The organism is Rhodococcus sp. NPDC059179 (assembly GCF_042754885.1).
Classification (GTDB): domain Bacteria; phylum Actinomycetota; class Actinomycetes; order Mycobacteriales; family Mycobacteriaceae; genus Rhodococcus_G.
This window is the reverse complement of record NZ_JBHZBV010000002.1, coordinates 700,193-726,919: the sequence shown is the minus strand read 5'-3', so window position 1 is coordinate 726,919 and position 26,727 is coordinate 700,193. Positions and strand designations below refer to the sequence as shown.

The following is a 26,727-nucleotide window of genomic DNA, read 5'->3' as shown; positions in this document are numbered from 1 at the left end:
CCCGCCGGAGCCATTCCTCTCTCGGCTGCGCAGCGCGCGATGTGGTTCGCTCAGCAGCTCACCCCCACGGTCCCGATCACCATCGCGCAGTACATCGAGCTGCACGGGGACATCGACTTCGAGTTGCTCCATGAGGCGGCGAAGACGGCTGCGCACGAGTTCCAGTCGCCGTACCTCCGGGTGATCGAGGTCGACGGCGAGCCATTCCAGCTCGTCGACGAATCCATCGGCCTACCGCTCGGTTTCATCGACTTCCGGGGAGAGTCCGACCCCGCCGCCTCGGCCGACGCCTGGATGCATCGGGACTACGCGACCCCGGTGAACCTCGCCACCGACCGCCTGTTCGACATCACGATCCTTCAGGTCGGCGATCGGGACTACCTCTGGTACAGCAGGATTCATCACGTCGCACTCGACGGTTACGGCGGGGCGACGCTGATGAACCGGATCGCCGCGCTGTACACCGCCGCGGCCATGGGACGGGACCCCGAACCGCCCAAATCGTCTCCGCTGACGGATCTGTACGAGCTCGACGTGAAGTATCGCGCGTCGAGCAGGTTCGAGTCGGATCGCGCGTACTGGGCGGACCGTGTCGGCGGCGTCGACGAGGGCGTGAGCCTGGCGTCGGGCGCCGCGCCCGCCGCCGCTCGAAGCGGACTCGAGAGCACCCCGCTGTCGGGCGAGGCCGTCCGGCGACTCGAGGACGCCGATTTCCGGCGCGGAGCGACGTCGGCCGCCGTGGTGATCGCGGGATTCGCCTGCTACCTGTCCCAGATGACCGGCTCCGAGGAGGTGCTGGTCAACATTCCCGTTTCGGCGAGGACCACCTCGGTCCTGCACCGTTCCGGCGGCATGCTGGTCAATGTCGCGCCGCTGCGGCTGAGCGTGCGGCCGACCGACACCGTCGCCGAGTTGGTGCAGCGGGTCAACCTCGAGTTGATGGGCGCGCTGCGGCATCAGCGGTGCAGCCTCGAGGACATCCGCAGGGACGCCGGGCGCAGCGGCGCTCGAGCGCTGCACGCCCCGATGGTCAACGTGATGCTGTTCCACCAACAGATCACGCTCGGATCCGTCGTCGGCGAGAACCACATCGTGACCTCGGGGCCGGTCGAAGATCTGCTGGTCAACGTCTATCAGAGCGGCAGCCCGCCGAACACCGTCATCGACTTCCGGGGCAACCCGAACCTGTACGAGGACGACGACCTGCGATCACACCACCATGCCTTTGTCGAACTGTTCGAGGGGTTCGTCGCCGCCGACCCCGACACCAGGCTGATGGAGATCCACGCGCGAAGCTTCCGGATGGGTGGGCGAAAGCACAAGGCGGCGTCGTTGCTGGCGCACTGGTCGCGGGTGCTGTCCGGGATGCCCGACGTGCTGTCGCTGCCCGCCGACCGACCGCGGCCGATCGTGTTGTCGGCGCGACGAGATCGCGTGGAATTCGACATCGGCACCGACATCGCCGACCGGTTGATCTCGCTGACCCGGGATCGGAGCTCGAGCGTGTTCGCCGCGGCGCACGCGGCACTGGGGGTGTTGCTGAGCAGGCTCGGCGACACCGACGATGTCGCGATCGGGACCCCGGTCGCGGTGCACGTGGCGGCGGAGAACGGCGCCGCCGAGTCCTTCGAGAACACGGTGGTCCTGCGTACCCGGGTCGACGGCGGGGCATCGTTCGGCACGCTCCTGCACGAGGTGTGCCTCGGCGAGCTCGGCGCGTTCAGTCATGCCGAGCAGTCGTTCGAGCGACTGGTCGAGACGGTCTGCCCGGTCCGATCGACCGCATACGCACCGCTGGTCCAGGTGCTGCTGGAGGTGCGGAACGCGTCGCGTCCGCACCTCGAACTGCCCGGGCTCACAGTGGAATCGGTCGACGCGGACGGTATTGCCGCCGAGGTGGATCTGCGACTGACCATCGCCGAGCGGCACGACGCGGACGGCGCCCTGGCGGGCATGTCGGCGGCGTTCACCTTTGCCACCGACCTGTTCGATCCGGACACCGTCGCGGGCTTCGCGACCCGCTTCGTCCGGATCCTCGATGCCGCAACCCGGGATCCGGCGGTCGCGGTGGGGGACATCGAACTGCTCGACGAGGCCGAACGTGCGGCCCTGGCACCGGTGCGCGGGGGCGCGGAGGTGCCACCGCGCACGCTGCCGGAGCTGTTGACCGACGCTGCGGGGATCGATCCCGAATCGGTGGCGCTGGTGTACCAGGACGTGAGCCTGACGTACCGCGAACTGGACCAACGATCGAATCGCCTGGCGCGGATGCTGATCGACCGGGGAGTCGGTCCGGAATCCATAGTGGCGCTGGGGATGGCCCGGTCCATCGAGTCCGTGCTGTCGGTGTGGGGAGTGGCCAAGTCGGGTGCAGCGTTCGTGCCGGTCGACCCGAACTATCCGGCCGAGCGAATCGAGCACATGCTCACCGATTCCGGAGCCGCGCTCGGCCTGACCGTCGCGGATCGCAGGCCCCGGCTTCCGGACGCGGTGCCGTGGCTGGTCCTCGGAGATCCGGTGTTGCAGGCGGAACTCGACGGTTACTCCCCTTCGCCGGTCACCGACGCGGATCGGCGCGCCCCGCTGCAGCTGGCGCATCCGGCCTACCTGATCTACACCTCCGGCTCGACCGGCGTGCCCAAGGGGGTGAGCCTGACCCACAGCGGCATCGCCAGCCTCGCAGCCGAAGAACGAGACCATTTCGCCGTCACGCCTGCGTCGCGGACCCTGCACTTCTCGTCGCCGAGTTTCGACGCGTCGGTGCTCGAGCTGCTGATGGCGTTCGGTGCGGGCGCCACGATGGTGGTCGCACCGCCGACCGTCTACGGCGGCGCGGAACTGGCCGAACTGCTCGGCCGTCGTCGCGTCACCCATGCCTTTGTCACCCCGGCCGCGCTGGCCTCCGTCGACCCCGCCGGCCTCGACGATATCGAGTGCCTGATCACCGGCGGCGACACCTGCCCGCCGGAATTGGTGCAGCAGTGGGCGCCCGGGCATCGGATGTTCAACGCGTACGGACCGACCGAGACCACGATCGTCTCGTCGATCAGCCCCCGGATGACCCCGGGCGAACAGATCACCATCGGCAGGCCACCGCTCGGGTGTGGTGAGGTCGTCCTCGACGGACGGCTGCACCCGGTACCCGCGGGGGTGCCAGGCGAGCTCTATGTCACCGGCGCGGGCCTGGCCCGCGGCTATCACCGCCGACCGGTGCCCACCGCGGACCGCTTCCTGGCCAGTCCGTTCGGGGAGCCTGGCACCCGGATGTACCGCACAGGGGACCTGGCCCGCTGGACGAAGACCGAGGACGGGCTCGGCTACACCCTGGAGTACCTCGGACGCAGCGACTTCCAGGTGAAGATACGTGGCTTCCGGATCGAGCTCGGCGAGATCGACGCGACCCTCACCATGCATCCCGACGTCAGCTTCGCCGCCACCGTCGGTCACCCCGGACCCTTCGGTGACACCGTGCTGGTGTCGTACGTGCACCCGACCAACGACGCCGCGATCGCCGCAAACGAGTTGACCGCGCACCTGGCCGCCCGGTTGCCCGGACACATGGTGCCCTCGACCATCGTGCTGCTCGACGAGATCCCGCTGACACCCGCGGGAAAGTTCGATCGAAAGGCGCTGCCCGCACCGGAGTTCGTCACCTCGACCACCGAGTTCCGCGCGCCGGCCACCCCGAGCGAGGATGCGGTCGCCGGGGTGTTCGCCACGGTGCTCAGCGTGGAGCGAATCAGTACCAGGGACAGCTTCTTCGACCTCGGCGGGAACTCGCTGATCGCGACCCGGGTGGTCGCGCGCATCAACGCGGTCCTCGGCAGTGAGATCGGGGTGCTCGACCTGTTCGAGGCGCCGACGGTCGAGATGCTCGCCGAGCGTATCGACCGGACCGGCCGCCGGGAGTCGGGCAGGCCCGTGCTGGTGGCGGGGGAGCGGCCGTCGCGCGTTCCGGTCTCCCTTGCGCAGCAACGGATGTGGTTCATCAATCAGTTCGACCCGTCCTCGCCTGCCTACAACATCCCGATCGCCGTGCGCATCGCGGGCGAACTGGACCCCGATGCGCTCGCACGGGCGATGGCCGACGTGCTCGAACGGCACGAGTCGCTGCGCACCATCTTCCCCGACTCTCCGGACGGTCCGCTGCAGCAGATCCGGCCCGCGTCCGAGGTGGTGCCGGATCTCACGCCGGTACCCGTCTCCGAGACCGGCCTGCGGGAACGGATCACCGGGTTGGCCTCCGCCGGCTTCGATGTGACCACGGAGGTGCCGGTGCGGACCGAGCTGCTCCGGGTCGGTCCGACCGAGCACGTGTTCGTCCTGGTGGTCCACCACATCGCGGCCGACGGATTCTCGATGGCGCCGCTCGCGCGGGATGTGATGACCGCCTACAACTCCCGCCGGTCCGGCACCGCCCCGGACTGGACGCCGCTCGAGGTTCAGTACGCGGACTATTCCCTGTGGCAACGCGAACTGCTGGGGGAGGTTCGCGATCCCGACAGCCTGATCTCCGGCCAGCTCGACTACTGGACGACTTCGCTCTCGGGTGCCCCCGACGTGCTCGAGCTGCCCGCCGATCGGCCCCGGCCCCCGGAGCAGTCGTTCCGGGGTGCGATCGAGGAGTTCACCATCTCACCCGAGCTGCACAACAAGCTCATCTCGCGGGCGGGGCAGATGGATTCGAGCCTGTTCATGGTGCTGCACTCGGCGTTGGCGGTGCTGCTGGCGCGGCTGAGCGGCTCGGCGGACATCTCCGTCGGCACGCCGATCGCGGGCCGTGGTGAGGCAGCGCTCGACGACCTGGTCGGCATGTTCGTCAACACGCTGGTGCTGCGCACGCCCGTCGACGTCGGCGTGACGTTCTCGGAACTGCTCAAGCAGACCCGCGGGGTTGACCTGTTGGCGTTCAGCCACACCGACGTCCCGTTCGAACAGGTCGTGGAGGTGCTCAACCCGACGAGATCCACCGCCTACTCCCCGCTGTTCCAGGTGATGCTGGTGCTCCAGAACACCGGCCACACGCGACTCGAGCTACCCGACCTGATCGTCGACGTGGATGCGCTGGACAACGGGACCGCCAAGTTCGACCTGCAGCTCACGCTGACCGAGACCTACGACGACCAGGGAACGCCGGGCCGGATCGCGGCGGCGTTCTCCTACGCGACGGACCTGTTCGACGCGCCGAGCATCCGCCGGTTCGCGCAGCGCTTCGTCCGGGTGCTCGAAGCGGTCACCGACGACGTCGCGGTGACGATCGGCGACATCGACCTGCTCGACCGGAGCGAGCGCGAACACGTGCTGACCGAGTGGAACGCCACCGGACGGGAGTTGCCTGCCCTCACGCTCGGCGACCTGTTCGACGAGCAGGTCGCGCGCACGCCGGACGCCGTTGCCCTCGTGTACGGTCCGGACCGGCGCAGCTACGCCGAACTCGACGCCGAGGCGAATCGCCTGGCCCGTCACCTGATCTCGCTGGGGGTCGCCCCGGAGTCGACCGTCGGCCTGGCCATGCGGCGCAGTATGGACCTGGTCGTCGGCATGTACGCGATCGTCAAGGCGGGCGCCGCCTACCTGCCGATCGATCCGGATCACCCCGCGGACCGCACCGCGTACGTGCTCGGCAGCGCCCGGCCGGTGTGCGTGCTCACCACCCACGCGGATCGCGCGCTGCTCCCGGACCCGTTGGAGGCGGTGGAGATCGACCGCCTCGACCTCGCCGGGCAGGATCCGTCCCCGATCACCGACGCCGACCGACTGGGTCGGGTGCGGCCCGATGGCGTCGCGTACGTGATCTACACCTCCGGCTCGACGGGGAGGCCGAAGGGCGTCGCGGTCACCCACGCAGGCATCGCCAACAGGTTGTCGTGGATGCAGCACCGGTATCCGCTCACGCCCGCGGATGCGGTGCTGCAGAAGACCCCGGCCACCTTCGACGTCTCGGTGTGGGAGTTCTTCTGGCCGCTGCAGACCGGCGCCCGACTGGTGGTCGCCGCCCCCGACGGGCATCGCGACCCGGCCTACCTGTCCCGGCTGATCGACGAGGAAGCGGTCACCACGGTTCACTTCGTGCCGTCGATGCTGGCGAACTTCACCGCCGGTGCGCAGCCGGACCGATGCCGGTCGCTGCGGCGGGTGTTCTGCAGCGGTGAGGCCCTGGCGCCGTCGACCGCCGAGTCGTTCCGGCAGATCAATGACGCCGAACTGCACAACCTTTACGGACCGACCGAAGCCTCGGTGGACGTGACGTCCTGGGCGTGCAGCGCGGCCGACGAGGTGAGCGTGCCGATCGGTGCCCCGGTGTGGAACACCGAGGTGTACGTGCTCGACGGCCGGTTGAACCCGGTCCCGGTCGGCGTGGCGGGCGAGCTGTACCTGGCGGGCGTCCAACTGGCGCGGGGCTACTTCGGTCGCGGCGACCTCACCGCGGACCGCTTCGTGGCCAACCCGTTCGCGGCAGGCGAACGGATGTACCGCACCGGGGACCTGGTGCGGTGGAACGAAACCGGCAACATCGAGTACATCGGTCGCACCGACTTCCAGGTCAAGCTGCGGGGCCTGCGAATCGAGCTGTCCGAGATCGAGCTGGCATTGCTCGACCACCCGGCGGTGGCGCAGGCCGCGGTGACGCTGCACACCGACGCGCTCACCGGCGAATCACTGATCGGGTATGTGGTCGCCGAGCGGGGCCTCGAGATCGACCCCGACGGGGTGATCAAGCAGGCGGCCGTGCGGTTGCCCGGCTACATGGTCCCCGCGCAGCTGATGGTGCTCGAGGACTTCCCACTCGGGTCGACCGGCAAGCTGGACCGGTCCGGATTGCCGGAACCGGACTTCTCCGTACGCTCGTCCGAGTTCGTGGCCGCGCGGAACCCGATCGAGGAGATCATCGCATCGATCTTCGCGGACCTGTTGGGCCTGAGCCGGATCGGGGTGTACGACAACTTCTTCGACCTCGGCGGGAACTCGCTGGTGGCGACGAGGCTGGTGGCCAGGGTCAACGCCGGAGTCGACACCCGGATCGGGGTGCGGGATCTCTTCGACTCTCCGACGGTGGCGGCGCTGGCGGTCCGTGCCGAGACGCAGAGCGCACGCGCGTTGCCGCGTCCCGCGCTCCTCGCGGCCGATCGGCCTGCGCTGGTGCCGGTTTCGCTGGCGCAGCGACGAATGTGGTTCATGAACCAGTTCGACACGTCATCAGCTGCCTACAACGTGGCGTTGCCGGTCCGGCTGTCCGGCAGCATCGACGTACACGCGATGCGTGCGGCCCTGCTCGACGTCGTCGACAGGCACGAGGCGCTGCGCACGAGGTTCCCGCTGGTCGGCGGGGAGCCGACGCAGGTGGTCGTCGACGCAACCGACGTGATCGGGGATCTGACGCCGGTCGCCGTGTCGGGGAATGCGCTGCCCGAGCAGCTCGCCCGGTTCGTCTCGGCAGGCTTCGATGTGACCGCACAGGTCCCGCTGCGGGCGGCGCTGCTGCGGCTGGGCGAGACCGAGCACGTGCTCGTCGTCGTCGTGCACCATATTTCGGCGGACGGCTTCTCGATGGTCCCGCTGGCCCGGGATGTCATGGCAGCGTACAGCTCCCGGATGGTCGGGGAGTCCCCGCAATGGGCGCCGCTCGCGGTGCAGTACGCCGACTACGCGCTCTGGCAGCGCGAGATGCTCGGGTCCGAGGACGACCCAGAATCAGTGATCGCGCAGCAGTTGCGATACTGGACCGCGACACTGTCCGACCTTCCGGAGGTGCTGGCACTGCCGGTCGATCGGCCGCGGCCGATCGAGCGCTCGCTGCGCGGTGACCGGGTGGAGTTCTCCATCGACCCGGACTCCCACCGCAGGCTCGTCGCGCTGGCACGCGAAACCAGCTCGAGCGTGTTCATGGCGATGCACGCCGTCCTGGCGGTGCTGCTGAGCAGGCTCGCGGACACCGATGACGTCGCGGTCGGGACGCCGATCGCGGGCAGGGGCGAGGCCGCCCTCGACGACCTCGTCGGCATGTTCGTCAACACCCTCGTCCTGCGAACCCGCGTCCCGCGCTCGGCCTCGTTCGGTGAGCTGCTCGACGCGGTGCGCGAGAGTGACCTCGGTGCGTTCGGCCGCGCCGATGTCCCGTTCGAGCGGCTGGTGGACGTGCTGGCCCCGCACCGCTCGACCGCGCATTCCCCGCTGTTCCAGGTGATGCTCGAGTTCAAGAACACCGAACGGGCCCGGCTGGAGCTGCCTTCGCTCACCGTCGAACCTGTCGAACTCGGCTCCGTCACAGCGAATTTCGACCTCCAGCTGACCCTCGATGAGCGCTACGGCGGGGACGGCGCCCCGGACGGGGTTGCGGCCGCGTTCACCTTCGCCACCGACGTCTTCGACGCCGCGACGGTCGAACACCTGGCGGCGCGGTTCGTCCGGGTACTCGAGGCCGCGACCGCCGATCCGTCGATCGCCATCGGGGACATCGACCTGCTCGGCGCCGACGAACGCCTGGCGCTGACGCCGGTCACCGGCCCCGCTGAGGTGCCGCCGCGCACCCTGCCGCAGCTGCTCGCGGCCGCCGCAGAGATCGATCCCGACGCCGTCGCGGTGAGGTACGGGGACGCGGCGCTGACCTATGGCGAGCTCGACCGACGCTCGAACCAGTTGGCCCGGTTGCTCATCGGACGCGGAATCGGTCCGGAATCGATCGTGGCGCTGGGGATGGCGCGGTCGATCGAATCGGTGCTGGCGGTGTGGGCGGTGGCCAAGGCGGGCGGCGCGTATGTACCGGTCGATCCGAGCTACCCGGCCGAGCGGATCGAACACATGCTCACCGATTCCGGGGCCGAGCTCGGCCTCACGGTCTCGCGGTGGCGCGGCCACCTGTCGGACACGGCGGCGTGGATTGTCCTCGACGATCCGGGATTCGGGGCCGAGGTCGACGGATACCCCGGAGCCGCGGTCACCGACGCCGACCGGCGTGCGCCCCTGCTGCTCGGGCACCCTGCCTACCTGATCTACACCTCCGGCTCGACCGGCGTCCCGAAGGGCGTCGTGCTCACCCACCGCGGCATCGCGAACCTCGCCGCCGACGAGCGCACCCGGTTCGCCGTCAGCCCGACGTCGCGGACCCTGCACTTCTCGTCGCCGAGCTTCGACGCGTCCGTGCTCGAGCTGCTGCTGGCGTTCGGTGCGGGCGCCACGATGGTGATCGCCCCGCCCACCGTCTACGGCGGCGCGGAACTGGCAGATCTGCTCGCCCGCGATCGCGTCACGCACGCGTTCATCACCCCGGCCGCGCTGGCCTCCGTCGACCCCGCCGGTCTCGAGTCCGTCGAATGCGTGGTGACCGGTGGTGACACCTGCCCGCCGGAACTGGTGGCGCAGTGGGCAGCTGAGGCAAGAATGTTCAACGCGTACGGGCCGACCGAGGCCACCGTCGTCGCGAGCGTCAGCGATCCGATGCTCCCGGGTGCCGCGGTCGCGATCGGCCGACCCCCGGTCGGCTGCGGGGTCGCTGTCCTCGACGAGCGCCTGCACCCGGTGCCCGCAGGCGTCGCGGGTGAGCTCTATGTCACCGGGCCCGGGCTGGCCCGCGGGTACCACCGCAGGCCGACGGCGACCGCGGACCGGTTCCTGGCGAACCCGTTCGGCGGCCCCGGATCCCGGATGTACCGCACCGGGGACCTGGTGCGGTGGAATTCCGATGGGCAACTCGCCTATCTCGGGCGCAGCGACTTCCAGGTCAAGGTCCGCGGATTCCGAATCGAACTCGGCGAGGTCGAATCGGCGTTGCGGGGCTGCGCAGGCGTCGCGGGCGCGGTGGCCGCCGTCCGGGATGACGGTCGCGGGGTGGGACGGCTGGTCGGCTACGTGGTGCCCGAGGAGGGGGCGGAGCTCGGCGCGACGGAGATCCTGGCGTCGGTCGGGGAGGTGTTGGCCCCGCACATGGTGCCTGCCGCGCTGGTGGTGCTCGGTGGGCTGCCCCTGACGCCGGCGGGAAAGGTCGACAGGAAGGCGTTGCCCGCACCGGATTTCGGTGCGCGCACGACCGCGAGTCGGGCGCCGGTCACCGAAGCGGAGCACGTGCTGGCCGGGCTGTTCGCCGAGGTCCTCGGGGTGGAGTCGGTCGGCGTCGGCGATTCGTTCTTCGCGCTCGGCGGGGACAGCATCATGTCGATCCAGTTGGTCTCCCGAGCGAAGGCGGCGGGTGTGGTCCTGTCGCCGCGGGATGTCTTCGAACACAAGACCGTCGCGGCGCTCGCCGAGGTGGCCGTCGTCGGAGAGACGGCGAGCGTGCCCGCGCTCGAGGAATTGCCGGGCGGCGGAGTGGGCGAGGTTCCGTTGACGCCGATCGTGGCATGGCTGCTCGGCCGCGAGGGCAACTTCGATCGCTACTCCCAGGCCGTGTTGCTGACCCTGCCCCCTGGCATCGACCTGCCGGGACTCGAGGGTGCCCTGCAGGCCGTCCTGGAGCGCCACGACATGCTCCGGTCCCGATTGCACGGCGGGGCGCTGGAGGTGCTGCCCGCCGCAGCGGCGACGGCCGAGACGGTGCTGCGCCGGATCCTGGTCGATGCCGTCAGCGGACCGGACTTCACCGCCACGGTCGGCGACGCGCTGGCGCAGGCCCAGGGACGACTCGACCCGGCCGGGGGAGTCATGCTGCAGGCGGTGTGGTTCGAGACCGCCGCCGGGGTCGGACGCCTGCTGATGGTCGTGCACCACCTCGCGGTCGACGGGGTGTCCTGGCGGGTGCTGATCCCCGACCTCGCGACCGCATGGGCGCAGCTGGAGGCGGGTGAGCGGCCGGAGCTCGCGGCCGTCGGCACCTCGATGCGACGCTGGGCGCACGCGCTGGTCGACGCCGCGCACGACCGGTCGGGCGAGCTCGCCCTGTGGCGCCGGATGCTGGCGGAGCCGGACCCGCTGCTCGGGGCGCGGCCACTCGATCCCGCCGTCGACGTGAACGCCACGGTGGCCAAGGTCCAGGTCGAGTTGCCGCCCTCGGTGACCGAGTCGGTGCTCACGACGCTGCCCTCGGCTTTTCACGGCAGTGTGAACGACGGACTTCTCACGGCGCTCGCGCTGGCGCTGACCCGGTGGCGAGAGAACCGGGGCGTGCGCGCGAGCGGCGCACTCGTCAACCTCGAGGGCCACGGCCGCGAGGCGCAGGTGGTGCCGGGAGCGGACCTGACCCGCACAGTCGGCTGGTTCACCGCCGTGTTCCCGGTGCGCCTCGACCTGTCCGGCATCGACCTCGACGATGCCTTTGCAGGCGGCCCGGCGGCAGGGGCGGCGGTCAAGTCCGTGAAGGAGCAGCTGCTGGCGATCCCGGATCACGGGATCGGGTACGGCATGCTGCGCCACCTCGATCCGGCCGCCGCCGCGGAACTCGGCGAACTTGCGGCACCCCAGATCAGCTTCAACTACCTCGGCCGGTTCGCCACGGCCGGCTCCGATCACGGTGACACCGGCTGGATGCCGGTCGATGACGCGGGGGACCTGGCAGGCGTCGCGGATCCGCGGCTGCCGGTAGCAGCGGCCGTGGACGTGAACGCGGTCACCGCGACGACCGCTGACGGCCCACAACTGAAGGCCACCTGGGCATTTCCCACCGGCGTGCTCGCCGAGGACGCGGTCGCGGAGCTCGCCGAGCTGTGGGTGGCGGCCCTGACCGCGCTCGCCGACCACGCCTCGGCGCCGGGGGCGGGTGGCCTGACGCCCTCGGACCTCGGCCTGGTGTCGATGGATCAGGCCGCGATCGACCGGCTCGAGAGCCGGTACCCGAGCCTGTCGGATGTGTGGTCGATGGCCCCGCTGCAGCAGGGCCTGCTGTTCCATGCGCTGCTGTCGGACCGGTCCGTGGACACCTACCTCGTTCAGCTCGGCCTGGAACTGGACGGCGTCGTTGACCCGGAGCGGATGCGACGAGCAGCGCAGGCACTGCTCGACCGGCACCCGAACCTGCGTGCCGCCTTCCACCAGGACGGCGACGCCGCGCCGGTCCAGGTGATCGCCGCGCACGTCCCGGTGCCGTGGGTGGAATTCGATCTGTCCGAGCGGGATCCGGCCGCGGCGGAGGCGGAGCTCAGGGCGATCCTCGCGGCGGACCGTGCCACCCGCTTCGACATGGCTGCGCCCCCGCTGATGCGGTTCATGCTGATCAAGACGGCGCCGAACCGGTACGGACTGATGATGACCAACCATCACATCCTGCTCGACGGCTGGTCCACGCCGCTGCTGCTCAAGGAGTTGCTCGTCTGCTACGCCACCGATGGCGACACCGGCGTGCTACCGCGGGTAGCGCCGTATCAGAACTACCTGGAATGGCTGGCGCGGCGGGACACCGCGGATTCGACGGATGCCTGGGTGCGCGCCTTCGCCGACGTCGACGAGCCGACGCTGCTCGTCCCAGCAGATCCGGGACGTGAGGTGAGCACCATCCCTGGCGAGGTGCTCGTCTCGCTGAGCGAGGAGCAGACCGACGCCCTGCGCGAGGTGGCCCGAACGGGCGGGTTCACGCTGAACACGATGGTGCAGACGGCCTGGGGGATCGTGCTGGGGCTGCTGACCCGTCGCGGCGACGTGGTGTTCGGGGCAACCGTCTCCGGCAGGCCACCACAGATCTCGGGCGTCGAGTCGATGATCGGACTGTTCATCAACACCCTGCCGGTTCGAATCACGCTGGACCCCAACGAGACTCTCGGTCAGCTGTTGACGCGAACCCAGTCCGAACAGGCCGCCCTGCTCGATCACCACCACCTCGGCCTGCCGGAGATCGCCCAGGCGGTCGGATCGGGGCTTGGCTTCGACACCCTCACGGTGTTCGAGTCGTATCCCGTCGACCGCGCCGGGCTGTCCCAGGTCACCGACATCGCCGGGATGCGGATCGCGGGCGTGCTCGAGGGCGGCGACGCGACGCACTACCCGCTGACGGTCATCGCCTCCGCCGACGCCGAATTGCGGCTGAGGCTCACGTACCTGCCCGAGCTGCTGGAGCGGGATCGGGTGGAATCGATCGCCGACCGGGTGGTCCGCGTGTTGGCGGCCGTGGCCGCCGATCCCGACACGGCGCTGGCAGGCCTTGACCTGCTCAGCCCGGCGGAGCGCGCGCGGCTCGCGCCCGTGCGTGGGCCGCAGGGATTCTCGATCCGGCTGTTGCCGCAGCTGCTCTCCGATGCGGCCGCGCGCCGACCCGACGCGGTTGCCGCGATCTGTGCGGGCGACTCGCTGACCTACCGCGAACTCGACGAACGCTCGAACCGGTTGGCTCGAGTCCTGATCGAACGTGGAGCAGGTGCGGAAAGCTTTGTGGCGGTGGCCATGTCCCGGTCGCTCGAATCGGTGCTCGCGGTGTGGGCTGTCGCCAAGAGCGGTGCGGCGTTCGTGCCGGTGGACCCGAGCTACCCTGACGAACGCATCGTGCACATGCTCACCGACGCGGGCGTCTCCGAAGGCCTGACCGTCGCGGCCGAGCGCGACTCGCTGCCGGACCTGGTCGACTGGATGGCGATCGACGATCCCGAGTTCGATCGGGACTGCGCGCGGATGTCCGCGGCGCCGGTCACCGACGCCGACCGGCGCACGGCGATGCGCTTCGAACACCCGGCCTACCTGATCTACACCTCCGGATCGACGGGCGTGCCGAAGGGTGTCGTGGTCACGCATCTGGGGCTGGACAACTTCTCGGCCGAGCAGCGGGCCCGGTACACGACCGATTCGACGTCGCGGGTGCTGCACTTCTCCTCGCCCAGCTTCGACGCCTCGGTTCTCGAGTACCTGCTGGCCTTCGGGGCGGGCGCGACGATGGTGATCGCGCCGCCCACCGTCTACGGCGGCACGGAACTCGCGGACCTGCTGCGCACCCACCGCGTCACGCACGGCTTCCTCACCCCGTCCACCCTCGCCTCGATCGACCCCGACGGACTGGACGCGTTCGCCTCCGTCGTCGTCGGCGGGGAGGCCGTTCCGCGCGAGCTGGTTGGCGCCTGGGCGGCTCCTCCGCGGCGGCTGTTCAACGCGTACGGACCCACCGAGGCCACCGTCGCGCCGAACATCAGCGACCCGATGAGCGTGGGTGAGCCCGTCACCATCGGCGGTCCGATCCGCGGCGTGGCCGAGGTCGTCCTCGACTCGCGGTTGCAGCCCGTGCCAGCGGGCGTGCCAGGCGAGTTGTACGTCAGCGGTGTCGGTCTGGCCCGGGGCTACCATCGCCGTGGTCCGCTGACCGCGGAGCGGTTCGTCGCGAATCCGTACGGCGAACCCGGCTCGCGGATGTACCGGACCGGCGACCTCGCCAGGTGGACAGACGACGGGCGGCTCGAGTATCTGGGGCGCGGCGACTCGCAGGTGAAGGTCCGCGGGTTCCGGATCGAACTCGGTGAGATCGACGCCGTCCTCACCGACCATCCGGACGTCGGCTTCGCCACCACGGTCGGGCACACCGGGCCCTCCGGGGACACCCGGCTGGTCGCCTACGTGATGCCGGTATCGGATGCGGCCGACCTCGCGCCCCGGCTAACCGCGCACGCCGCCACCCGCCTGCCCGCGCACATGGTCCCGTCCTCGGTCGTCATCATCGAGGAGATCCCCCTGACCCCGGTCGGCAAACTCGATCGGAAGGCGCTACCCGCACCGGACTACGTGCTGTCTTCCGCGGAGTTCCGCGCGCCGGGGACCCCCGCGGAGGAGGCCATCGCGGAGATCTTCTCCGCAGTCCTCGGTGCCGACCGGATCGGTGTCGACGACGACTTCTTCGACCTCGGCGGCAACTCCCTGATCGCCACCCGCGTCATCGCCCGGGTCAACGCCACGCTCGGCTCCGAGATCGGGGTGCGCGTGCTGTTCGAGGCACCGACCGTGCACCGGCTGGCCGCCGTGATCGAGCATCACACCGCGGACCGGCCGAAGGGCCCCGGCCTGCGGCCCATCCCGCGCCCCGACCGAATCCCGCTCTCGCTGGCGCAGCAGCGGATGTGGTTCATCAACCAGTTCGACACCGACTCGTCCGCCTACAACATCCCGCTCGCGATCCGGCTCACCGGACGGCTGGATGTCGGCGCCATGCGAGCGGCGATCCGCGACGTGCTGACCAGGCACGAGTCGCTGCGCACCGAGTTCCCGACGATCGACGGTCAGCCGGTCCAACGGATCGTGGACGCGGCCGAGGCCGGACCCGATCTGGTTCCGGTGACGGTCGCCGAGGCGGACCTCGCCGACCGGATAGCGTCCTTCGTATCGGCCGGATTCGACGTCACCCGTGCGGTTCCGCTGCGCGCAGGCCTCTTCGAACTCACCGAGACCGAGCACGTCCTCGCGGTCGTCGTGCACCACATCGCCGCGGACGGCTTCTCGATGGCGCCGCTGGCGCGCGACGTCATGACCGCGTACAGCTCCCGCGTCGCGGGGCGCAGCCCCGAGTGGGCCCCGCTGGCGGTGCAGTACGCCGACTTCACGCTCTGGCAGCACGAATTGCTCGGCTCGGAGGACGATCCGGATTCGGTGATCTCGCGGCAGCTGGCGTACTGGACGGCGAACCTGGCCGGGCTGCCGGACCTGCTGCAGCTGCCGACGGACCGGCCGCGCCCGCTCGCGCGCTCGTTCCGCGGGGACGCTGTCGACTTCGACATCGGCCCGCGACTCCACCGGGAGCTGGCGACGGTTGCCCGGCAGAACAACTCGACGATGTTCATGGTGGCGCACGCCGCGCTCGCGGTGCTGCTCGCCCGGCTGTCCGGCAGCACCGACATCGCGGTCGGCACCCCGGTGGCCGGGCGCGGCGAGGCGGAGCTCGACGAGATGGTCGGGATGTTCGTCAACACCCTCGTCCTGCGCAGCGAGGTCGATTCCGCGACGACGTTCACCGACCTGCTCGCACAGGTGCGCGAGACCGACCTGGCCGCGTTCGGCAACGCCGACCTGCCGTTCGAGCGGCTGGTCGACGTGTTGGCGCCGGAACGCTCGACCGCCCACTCGCCGTTGTTCCAGGTGCTGATCGAGTACCAGAACAATCTGTCGGCGCACCTCGAACTGCCGGGACTGACCGTCGACGCGATCGACCACGACCTGGGTGTGTCGAAGTTCGACCTGCAGCTCACGCTCGGCGAGCATCACGACGACCACGGTGAGCCCGCCGGCATGCGCGCCGGGTTCACTTTCGCCACAGAACTTTTCGACCGGGACACGGCGGCGAGCTTCTCGTCCCGCTACCTGCGTGTCCTGGAGGCGGTCGCGGCGGACCCGGACTGGGTGATCGGGGACATCGACATCGTCGATCCCGCCGAACTGGTCCGGGTGCTCGTCGGTGAAGAGGGCGCCCCGGTCCCGGCGGCGACGCTGGCCGACCTGTTCGCCGACGTCGCCGCGGATCATCCCGCCGCCGTCGCGGTCACCTTCGAGAACACCTCGCTGACCTATGCGGAGCTGGACGGGCGCGCCAACCGCCTGGCCCGCCACCTGATCTCGCTTGGCGTGGGGCCGGAAGACCTGGTGGCCGTGGCGATGCCGCGGTCCGCCGATCTGGTCGTCGCGCTCCTCGCGGTGATCAAGGCTGGCGGTGGCTACCTGCCGGTGGACGTGACGTACCCCGCGGAACGGCTCGCGTTCATGCTCGAGGACTCGCACCCGGTGTGTGTGCTGACCACCGTCACCGAGGCGGAGTCGGTACCCGCGTCGGCCATCCCGACCGTCATGCTCGACGCGGCGGAGGTCGTAGACCGACTGGACGCCCTGCCCTCCTCGCCGATCACCGACGCCGATCGGATCGGCGCGCTGGAACCGTCGGCCTTGGCGTACGTGATCTACACGTCGGGGTCGACGGGCAGGCCCAAGGGCGTCCTCGTCTCCCATCGGAACGTGGTGACGCTGATGGCGAACACCGTGGGCAAGTTCGGCTTCGACCACACCGACGTGTGGACGATGTTCCACTCCTACGCATTCGACTTCTCGGTGTGGGAGCTGTGGGGGCCGTTGCTCCACGGCGGCACCCTGGTCGTGGTCGACTACTTCACGGCGCGGGCGCCCGAGATGTTCCTCGAACTGTTGCGGCGCGAACGGGTCACCGTGCTGAACCAGACGCCGACCGCCTTCTACCAGCTCGCCGAGGCCGACCGGGTGGCGTCCGAGCGGGGCGACCCGGCGGGGCTGCACCTGCGGTACGTGATCTTCGGCGGCGAGGCCCTCGACCTGGGTCAGCTCTCGCGCTGGTACGGCCGCCATGGTGACACGGCGCCCGCCCTGGTCAACATGTACGGGATCACCGAGACGACCGTCCACGTCAGCCACATCCCGCTCGACCGGGAGTTCGCGGCCGCCGCGTCCGCCTCGGTCATCGGCCGCGGCCTGCCGGGCCTGCGCGTGTACGTCCTCGACGAGCGCCTGCACCCGGTTCCGCCCGGCGTGGCCGGCGAGATGTACGTCTCCGGCGCGCAGGCGGCACGCGGCTATCTCGGTCGGGCCGGGCTCACCGCCGGTCGTTTCGTGGCCGACCCTTGGGGTTCGGCCGGCGCGCGGATGTACCGGTCCGGCGACGTGGCCAGGTGGAACGCCGACGGAGAGCTGGAGTACCTGGGCCGCAGCGATTTCCAGGTGAAGGTCCGCGGGTTCCGGATCGAACTCGGCGAGATCGAATCGGCGCTGCTGCGTTGCCCCGGCGTCGCACAGACCGTGGTGGTCGCGCGCGACGACGAGCACGGCGGTGTCCGACTGGTCGGGTACCTCGTGCCGGAGTCCGGTACCGGACTCGACGTCGACACGGTTTCGGACTTCGCGGGGGAGGTCCTGGCCGCGCACATGGTGCCAGCCGCGTTGGTGGTCCTCGGCGAGTTGCCGCTGACGGCGAACGGCAAGCTCGACCGGAAGGCGCTGCCCGCGCCGGACTTCGGGGCGCGTGTGACGGCAAGCCGGGCTCCGGTCAGCGAGGCGGAACAGGTACTCGCCGGATTGTTCGCGGATGCGCTCGGCCTCGAGTCCGTCGGCGTCGAGGATTCGTTCTTCGCCCTCGGCGGCGACAGCATCATGTCGATCCAGCTGGTGGCGAGGGCAAAATCCGCCGGGGTCATCATCACGCCTCGAGATGTCTTCGAGCGCAAGACGGTTGCCGCGCTCGCCGAGGTCGCCCGCGTCGCTGAGGCGGCGGAGGTACTGGAGGAACTCCCCGATGGCGGCGTCGGATCGGTTCCGCTCACACCCATCGTGGCCTGGATGCTCGAGCGCGGCGGCGAGTTCCACCGCTACGCCCAGGCGGCGATGCTGGCCCTGCCGTCCGGGGTCGACGAGGTCGCGTTGCAGCGCACCGTGCAGGCCGTCGTCGACCAGCACGACGCGCTGCGCGCGCGGCTTCGCGCCGACCGGGGCGGCTGGTGTCTGGAGGTGCAGCCCGTCGGGTCGGAGCGCGCGGATCGCCTGGTCCGGCGGGTCGCAGTGCCGTCGGTGTCGGGGGACGAGTTCACCGAGATCGCGGCGGCCGAGCTGGACGCGGCCGCGGACCGGCTCGACCCCGGGGCCGGAATCATGCTGCAGGCGGTGTGGTTCGACCCGCCAGAGGGGCAGGGCAGGCTGCTGGTGCTCGCCCACCACGTGGCGATCGATGGGGTGTCCTGGCGGATCCTGGTCCCGGACCTGGCCACCGCGTGGGCACAGATCGCGGCGGGCGGTGAGCCCGAGCTCACGCCCGTCGGGACATCCATGCGCCGGTGGTCGCACGGGCTGACCGAGGCCGCGCACCGCGAGGATCGCCGCGCCGAACTGGACCTGTGGCAGGCGATGCTGGCTGCCGACGACCCGGTGCTCGGCAGCCGACCGCGCGACCGAGCGGTGGATCTGAACTCGACGGTGCGGAAGGTTCAGGTCACGGTGCCGACCGAGGTGACCGAGTCGGTCCTGACCTCGCTGCCACAGGCCTTCCACGGCAGCGTCAACGACGCACTGCTGACCGCGCTGGCGATGGCCCTGACCCGGTGGCGGCGCGGCAGGGGAGTGCCCGCCGACGGCGCGCTGGTCAACCTCGAGGGCCACGGCCGCGAGGAGCAGGTGGTTCCGGGTGCGGACCTCGCGCGCACCCTCGGCTGGTTCACCACGATCTTCCCTGTCCGCCTTGATCTCGCGGGCCTCGATCTCGACGACGCGTTCGCGGGCGGGCCCGCGGCGGGTGCGGCGGTGAAGGCGGTCAAGGAGCAAATGCTGGCGATCCCGGACCACGGCATCGGCTTCGGCATGCTGCGGTACCTCGATGCGGATTCGGCGGCCGTGCTCCGCGAACTGCCTGTCCCGCAGGTGAGTTTCAACTACCTGGGTCGGTTCGAGACCGCCGCGGCCGACGACACCGGCGACGCGGCGTGGCTGCCGGTCGACTACGCAGGGCTGGGCGACCCGAACAACCCGGGGATGCCGGTCGCGGCGGTGCTGGACATCAACGCCATGACCAGGGCCACCGAGACCGGCCCACAGTTGCGGGCGACCTGGTCGTACGCCAGCGGCGTGCTCACCGAAGCCGATGTCGAGGAGATGGCGGCGCTGTGGACCGGCGCGCTGCAGGCGCTCGCGACGCATGCCGCAGGCCCGCGGGTTGGCGGGCTGACCCCGTCGGACCTGAACCTGGTGGACCTCGATCAGTCCGCGATCGACCGGCTCGAGCAGCGGTACCCCGCGCTGACCGACGTCTGGTCGATGTCGCCGCTGCAGTCCGGAATGCTGTTCCACGCCTTGCTGTCGGACGAGTCCGTCGACTCCTATCTGGTGCAGCTCGCCCTTGACCTGCGTGGGGCCGTCGATCCGGAGCGGATGCGCCGGGCCGGGCAGGCGCTGCTGGACCGGCACGCGAACCTCCGTGCCGCCTTCGTCTACGACGAGCAGGGCCGGTCGGTGCAGGTCGTCCAGGACCGGGTGACGTTGCCGTGGACCGAGATCGACCTCTTCGACCTGGATCCGGTGGTGCGGGAGGCCGAGCTGACCGCGCGCCTCGCCGCGGATCGCGTCACCCGATTCGACATGGCGCAGGCGCCGCTGATGCGGTTCACCCTGATCACGACGGCGCCGGGGGAGTACCGACTGGTGATGACCAACCATCACATCCTGCTCGACGGCTGGTCCACCCCGCTGCTGCTGCGGGAACTGCTCGTCCTCTACGCGACGGACGGCGACCCGGCCGTCCTGCCGCGTACCCGCTCGTACCGTGACTACCTGGAATGGCTGTCGGAGCGCGACGCCGCCGAGTCCACCGCGGCGTGGACCTCGGCCCTCGCCGGGGTCACCGAGCCAACCCTGCTCGTCCCCGCCGATCCCGGACGGGAGATGTCCACGGTGTCGAACGAGGTGGGGCTGTCGCTGACCGAGCAGCAGACCGACCGGCTCAAGGCCGTTGCCCGCGAGCGCGGGTTGACCCTCAACACCGTCGTGCAGGCCGCCTGGGCGATCGTGCTCGGTGCGCTGACCGGCCGCACCGACGTGGTGTTCGGCGCCACCGTCTCCGGGCGCCCGCCGCAGATCTCCGGCATCGAGTCGATGATCGGATTGTTCATCAACACGATCCCGGTCCGGGTTCGGCTGGTGGCAGGAGAGACGCTCGGCGAGTTGCTCGACCGGGTTCAGACCGAACAGGCGGCCGTACTCGATCACCACTACATGGGCCTGCCCGAGATCCAGCGCGCGGTCGGCGCCGGAATCGGTTTCGACACCCTCGCGGTGTTCGAGTCCTACCCGGTGGACCGGTCCGGCCTGTCCGAGGAGACGGACATCGCGGGGATGCGGGTGGTCGACGTGTCCGGGAGCGATTCCGCGCACTACCCGCTGTGCCTGGTCGCGTCCGTGGATTCCCGCATTCACCTCAAGCTCGAATACCTCCCAGACCTGTTCGACCGCGCCGGTGTCGAGTCCATCGCCGGTCGGGTGGCCCGCGTGCTCGACCTTTCAGACCTCGACAGCCCGCTGGCGCGGGTGCAGGTGCTCGACGAGCAGGAGCGGCGCGAGCTGTCTCCGGTGCGCGGACGGCCCGGCGGCTCGAACCGCACACTGCCGCAGATCTTCTCGGACGCGGCGGCGGCAGATCCCGAGGCGATCGCGGTCAGCTTCCGAGGCTCCCAGGTCAGCTACCGCGACCTCGACGAACGCTCGAACCGGATCGCCCGACGGCTGATCGCGCACGGCGCCGGACCGGAGACCTTCGTCGCGCTCGGCATTCCGCGATCCGTCGAATCGGTGCTCGCGGTCTGGGCGGTGGCCAAGACCGGGGCCGCGTTCGTGCCGGTCGACCCGAACTATCCGGCCGAGCGGATCGAGCACATGCTCACCGACTCCGGCGCCACGCTCGGTCTGACGACGGCGGCCGAGCGGGATCGACTTCCTGCCGCCGCGCAGTGGATCGTGCTGGACGACCCCGCGTTCGAGTTCGACTGTGCGGCACAGTCCTGCGCCGACCTGGCCGACGCCGACCGGACCTCGCCGATCACCCTGGACACCGCCGCGTACGTGGTCTACACGTCGGGCTCGACCGGTGTGCCGAAGGGGGTCGTCGTCACCCACCTCGGGCTGGACAACTTCGCGGCGATGCAGACCGAGCGGTTCCACGCGACCCCCGAATCTCGGACGCTGCACTTCTCGTCGCCCAGTTTCGACGGGTCCATCTACGAGTACCTGCTTGCCTGCGGCGCGGGCGCGACGATGGTGGTCGTGCCCCCGACCGTCTACGGCGGCACCGAGCTGACGCGCCTGCTGGCGGAGGAGCGGGTCACGCACGGGTTCATCACCACCGCTGCGTTCTCCACCATGGACCCCGAGGGTCTCGATGACTTCCAGTTCGTGGTGTTCGGCGGCGAGGCCTGCCCGCCGGACCTGGTGGCACGGTGGGCGCCGGGACGCCGCCTGTTCAACGCTTACGGCCCGACCGAGACCACTGTCATGTCCAACATCAGCCCGGCGCTGACCCCTGGCGAGCCGATCTCCATCGGCGGGCCGCTCCGCGGCGTCGCGGAGACGGTGCTGGACTCGAGGCTGCAACCGGTGCCCGTCGGCGTCGCGGGCGAGCTGTACCTCGCCGGGGCCGGGCTGGCGCGCGGCTACCACCGTCGGGCGGCGCTGACCGCCGGGCGTTTCGTGGCGAACCCGTTCGAGCCGGGCGGCCGGATGTACCGGACCGGGGACATCGTCCGGTGGGTGCGGGACGCCGAGAGCGGCGACCTCCTGATCGAGTACGTGGGGCGCAGCGACTTCCAGGTCAAGGTCCGCGGGTTCCGCGTCGAGCTCGGCGAGATCGACACGGTGCTCACCGATCATCCCGAGGTCGGCTTCGCCGCGACCATCGGACACACCGGCCGCTCGGGCGACACCGTGCTGGTCTCGTACGTACTGCCGGTCGGCGGCTCGGGGGTTCAGACCCGCGAGCTCACCGAGCACCTCGCCAGCCGGTTGCCCGCGCACATGGTGCCATCGGCGATCACGTTGCTCGACGAGATCCCGTTGAACCCGGTCGGCAAGCTCGACCGAAAGGCGTTGCCGGAACCCGACTTCGTATTCGCAGCCACCGATTTCCGGGCGCCGACGACGCCGATCGAGGAGACCATCGCTGACGTCTTCACCGCGGTCATCGGATGCGATCGCACCGGCCTCGACGACAACTTCTTCGATCTGGGCGGCAACTCCCTGACCGCGACCCGTGTGATGGCCCGGCTGAACACCGCGCTGCACACCGAGATCGGCGTGCGCGCGCTGTTCGAGGCACCCACCGTGCGCGCACTGGCCTACCGCGTCGAGGAACACACCGCGGTCGGCAGCACCCGGCCCGCGCTCACCGCCCGCCCGCGCCCCGCGATGATCCCGCTCTCCCTTGCCCAGCAGCGGATGTGGTTCATCAACCAGTTCGACCCGTCGTCACCCGCGTACAACATCCCGCTCGCGGTCCGGCTCACCGGATCCCTCGACCGGCAGGCGCTGCAGACCGCCCTGTCCGACGTCCTGGCCAGGCACGAGTCGTTGCGTACCACCTTCCCGGAGTCGACAGAGGGTCCACGCCAGGTGGTCCATCCGGTGGCGCGGGTCGTTCCCGACCTCACCCCCATCGACCTCGGCGCCGAAACCGATCTGCCGGGTCGCCTCGGCCGATTCATGGCGACCGGCTTCGACGTGACCACGGCGGTGCCGCACCGGATCGCCCTGTACCGGCTTGCCCCGGACGAGCACGTGCTCGCGATCGTCGTCCACCACATCTGCGCCGACGGCTTCTCGATGGCGCCGCTCGCGCGGGATGTGATGACCGCGTACACCTGCCGAATCGACGGTCGCGCGCCGGACTGGGCGCCGCTGGAGGTCCAGTACGCCGACTACGCGCTGTGGCAGCACGAGTTGCTCGGCTCCGCGGACGATCCGGGCAGTCTCGTGTCGCGTCAGCTCGACTACTGGACCGAGGCACTGGCAGGCCTGCCCGACGTGTTGGCGCTGCCCGCGGATCGGCCCCGACCCGCGCAACAGTCGTTCCACGGTGACCGAGTCGACTTCACCGTCGACCCGGAGCTGCACCGACGGGTGGTGGCGCTGGCGCGGGAGAACAACGCGAGCGTGTTCATGGTCGTGCACACCGTGCTGGCCCTGCTGCTCAGCAGGCTCGGCGGCACCGAGGACGTCGCGATCGGCACGCCGGTCGCGGGCCGGGGGGAGGCGGAACTCGACGACCTCGTCGGGATGTTCGTCAACACGATGGTGCTCCGCAGTCGCGTCGATCCGGCCGCGTCGTTCACCGAACTGCTCGCCCGTGCCCGCGAGATCGACCTCGCCGCGTTCGGTAATGCCGACGTCCCGTTCGAGCGGGTCGTCGAGGCGCTCAACCCGATCCGCTCCACCTCCTACTCGCCGATCTTCCAGGTGTCACTGGAGTTCCAGAACAACCTCCGTCCCCGCCTGGAACTGCCGGGTCTGACCGCGGCGGGCGTCGAGCTCGAGGTGAACGTGGCGAAGGAGGACCTGGAACTGCTGCTGTCCGAGGAGTTCGGAACCGATGGCACGCCCGCGGGGATGACGGCAGGCTTCGACTTCGCCACCGACCTGTTCGACCCCGGCACGGTGCGCGGATTCGCGGAGCGGTTCCTGCGCATCCTCGAGGCCGTCACCGCCGACCCGACCGGGCCGGTCGGCGACATCGAGATCCTCGATCGCAGCGAACGTGAGGCGCTGGCCCCCGCGCTGGGGCGGCCTGGCGAGCGGTCGCGGACCTGGCCGGAGCTGCTGGCCGACGCCGTCGCGGCGAGGCCCGATTCGGTGGCGCTGACGTACCAGGGGTCCTCGATGACCTACCGAGAACTGGACGAGCGCTCGAACCGGTTGGCGCGGGCCCTCATCGATCGTGGTGTCGGACCCGAATCGGTGGTCGCACTCGGCCTGACGCGGTCCATCGAATCGGTCCTGTCGGTCTGGGCGGTGACCAAGGCGGGCGGCGCGTTCGTTCCGGTGGACCCGAACCATCCCGCGATGCGGATCGGCCACATGCTCACCGATTCCGGGGCTCGGTTGGGGCTCACCGTGACCGGCAGGAGGGCGGACCTGCCGGACCTGGTGCCGTGGCTCGCGCTCGACGCGGCCGAGGTGAAGGCCTGGGTGCACGGGTACTCGTCCGCCCCGATCACCGATCTGGACCGGACCGCACCCCTCCACCGCGAGCACCCCGCCTACCTGATCTACACCTCGGGCTCGACCGGCGTTCCCAAGGGCGTCGTTGTCACCCACGGCGGGCTGGCGAACCTCGCGCGGCAGGAACGCGAGCTCTTCGAGGTGACACACGAGTCGCGGGTATCGCACCTGGCGTCGCCCAGTTTCGATGCGTCGGTGTACGAGCTGCTGATGGCGTTCGGGGCTGCGGCCCGCCTGGTGATCGTCCCGCCCACCGTATTCGGCGGGCCCGAGCTGGCCGACCTCCTTCGCGAGGAGGGCGTCACGCACGCACTGGTCACGCCGACGGCGCTCGGGTCGATCGACCCCCGCGGACTCGACGGGGTGCAGGTCCTGGTCGTCGCGGGGGAGGCGTGCCCACCGGAGTTGGTGGCGCGCTGGGCCCCTGGAAGGCGGATGTACAACGGTTACGGTCCGACCGAGACGACGGTGCAGGCCAGCGTCGGTGGGCCGATGCTGTCCGGGAAGGCGGTGGACATCGGCGGGCCCGCGATCGGTTTCGGTGTGGCGGTTCTCGATTCGAGGATGCAGCCGGTGCCGATGGGTGTGCCGGGCGAGCTGTATGTGTTCGGTCCAGCCCTCGCGCGCGGCTACCACGGCAAGGGCGGGTTGACCGCACAGCGGTTCGTGGCAAACCCCTTCCAACCGAACGGGTCTCGGATGTACCGGACGGGGGATCTCGTGCGTTGGCTGCCCGACCACACTCTCGACTACCTCGGCCGCAGTGACTTCCAGGTAAAGGTGCGCGGGTTCCGGATCGAGCTGGGCGAGATCGACGCCGCCCTGATGGGGCACCTGGGGGTCAGCTTCGCGACCACGATCGGGCATGCCGGGCCCACCGGCGACACCGTGCTGGTGTCCTATGTGCTGCCGCATCACGGCATCACCCTCGAGCCGGGGGAGGTCAAGGCGCATGCCGCGGCGTTCCTGCCCGCGTACATGGTGCCCTCGTCCATCCGCGTGCTGAGCGAGGTCCCGCTGACCCCGGTCGGAAAGCTCGACCGAAATGCCTTGCCCGCACCGGAATTCGGGTCGCACACGGAGGAATACCGCGCCCCGGGCAGCCCGCTCGAGGAGGCCGTCGCCGGAGCCTTCGAGGCGGTGCTCGGCATCGAGCGGGTCGGTGTCGACGACAGCTTCTTCGACCTCGGCGGGAACTCGCTGGTCGCCACCCGGGTGATGGCGGATCTCCACGAGCGGCTCGGGCGGCCGATTCCGCTACAGCTGATGTTCCTCGACCCGACTCCCGCGGGCCTTGCCAGGCGCATCGCCGAGCTGGACGGCGCGGTGACCGGGGTCGGCGCGACGGGAATCGAGGAGGCGCTCTCGGTGGTGATCGGGCTACGCGCGACCGGCAGCAAGGCGCCGTTGTTCTGCGTGCATCCCGGGATCGGCCTCTCCTGGGGGTACGCAGGCCTGGCGGCGCATCTCCCGGTAGACCGGCCCGTCTACGGACTGCAGCTGCCGACGATCAGCGAGGGGGTGCACTTCGGCTCCGTCGAACAGCTCGCGCACCGCTACGTCGAGGAGCTGCGGTCGATTCAGCCACAGGGGCCATACCACCTGTTGGGGTGGTCGCTGGGCGGGGCGATCGCGCACGCGATGGCGGTCGAGCTGCGCGGCGCAGGCAACGAGGTGGCGACCCTGGCCCTCATGGACACCTACGCGGTGACCGGGGAGCCTGTCGTGTCGAGGCTGAGCGCCTCGGAGCTGCTCGCCGGCCTCGGCCTCGGCGACGAGGGTGCGGGCGACGCCGCGCTGACCTATGAGCGTGCCGCCGATCTGCTGAACGAATCGCTTGGCACCGGCACCGGTCTGACCGCGGCGCACCTCGAGCGGATCGCAGACGGCTTTGCCGATTCCGCGGAGAACATGCACCGGTTCGCACCGGCGGTCTTCGACGGTGACCTGCTCTTCTTCTCCGCCCGAGCGGAGGGCGGGCGCTCCGCCCAGGAATGGCAGCAGGCGATCACCGGCGAGATCCGGGAGGTCGAGGTGGACTGCGAGCACAACCAGATGATCGAGCCCGATGCGCTCGCGGTGATCGGCCCGGTGCTGGCGGCACATCTCGAGTCGCAGGGCCAACCCGAAAGCGTATCCTAA

Annotated in this window: 1 protein-coding gene; it reads left to right on the top strand. The window is 70.2% G+C overall.

Annotated features, from left to right (window positions below):
- The first annotated feature begins 39 nt into the window (after positions 1-39).
- Positions 40-26,727 carry a non-ribosomal peptide synthase/polyketide synthase gene (locus ACFXMV_RS08285; protein WP_378502870.1) on the top strand — a complete coding sequence of 8,896 codons (26,688 nt, stop codon included), beginning with the start codon at positions 40-42 and terminating at the stop codon, positions 26,725-26,727.

Excerpts from the sequence above, each read along its gene's own strand:
- ACFXMV_RS08285 (WP_378502870.1), top strand. The coding sequence starts at position 40 with ATGTGGTTCGCTCAGCAGCTCACCCCCACGGTCCCGATCACCATCGCG.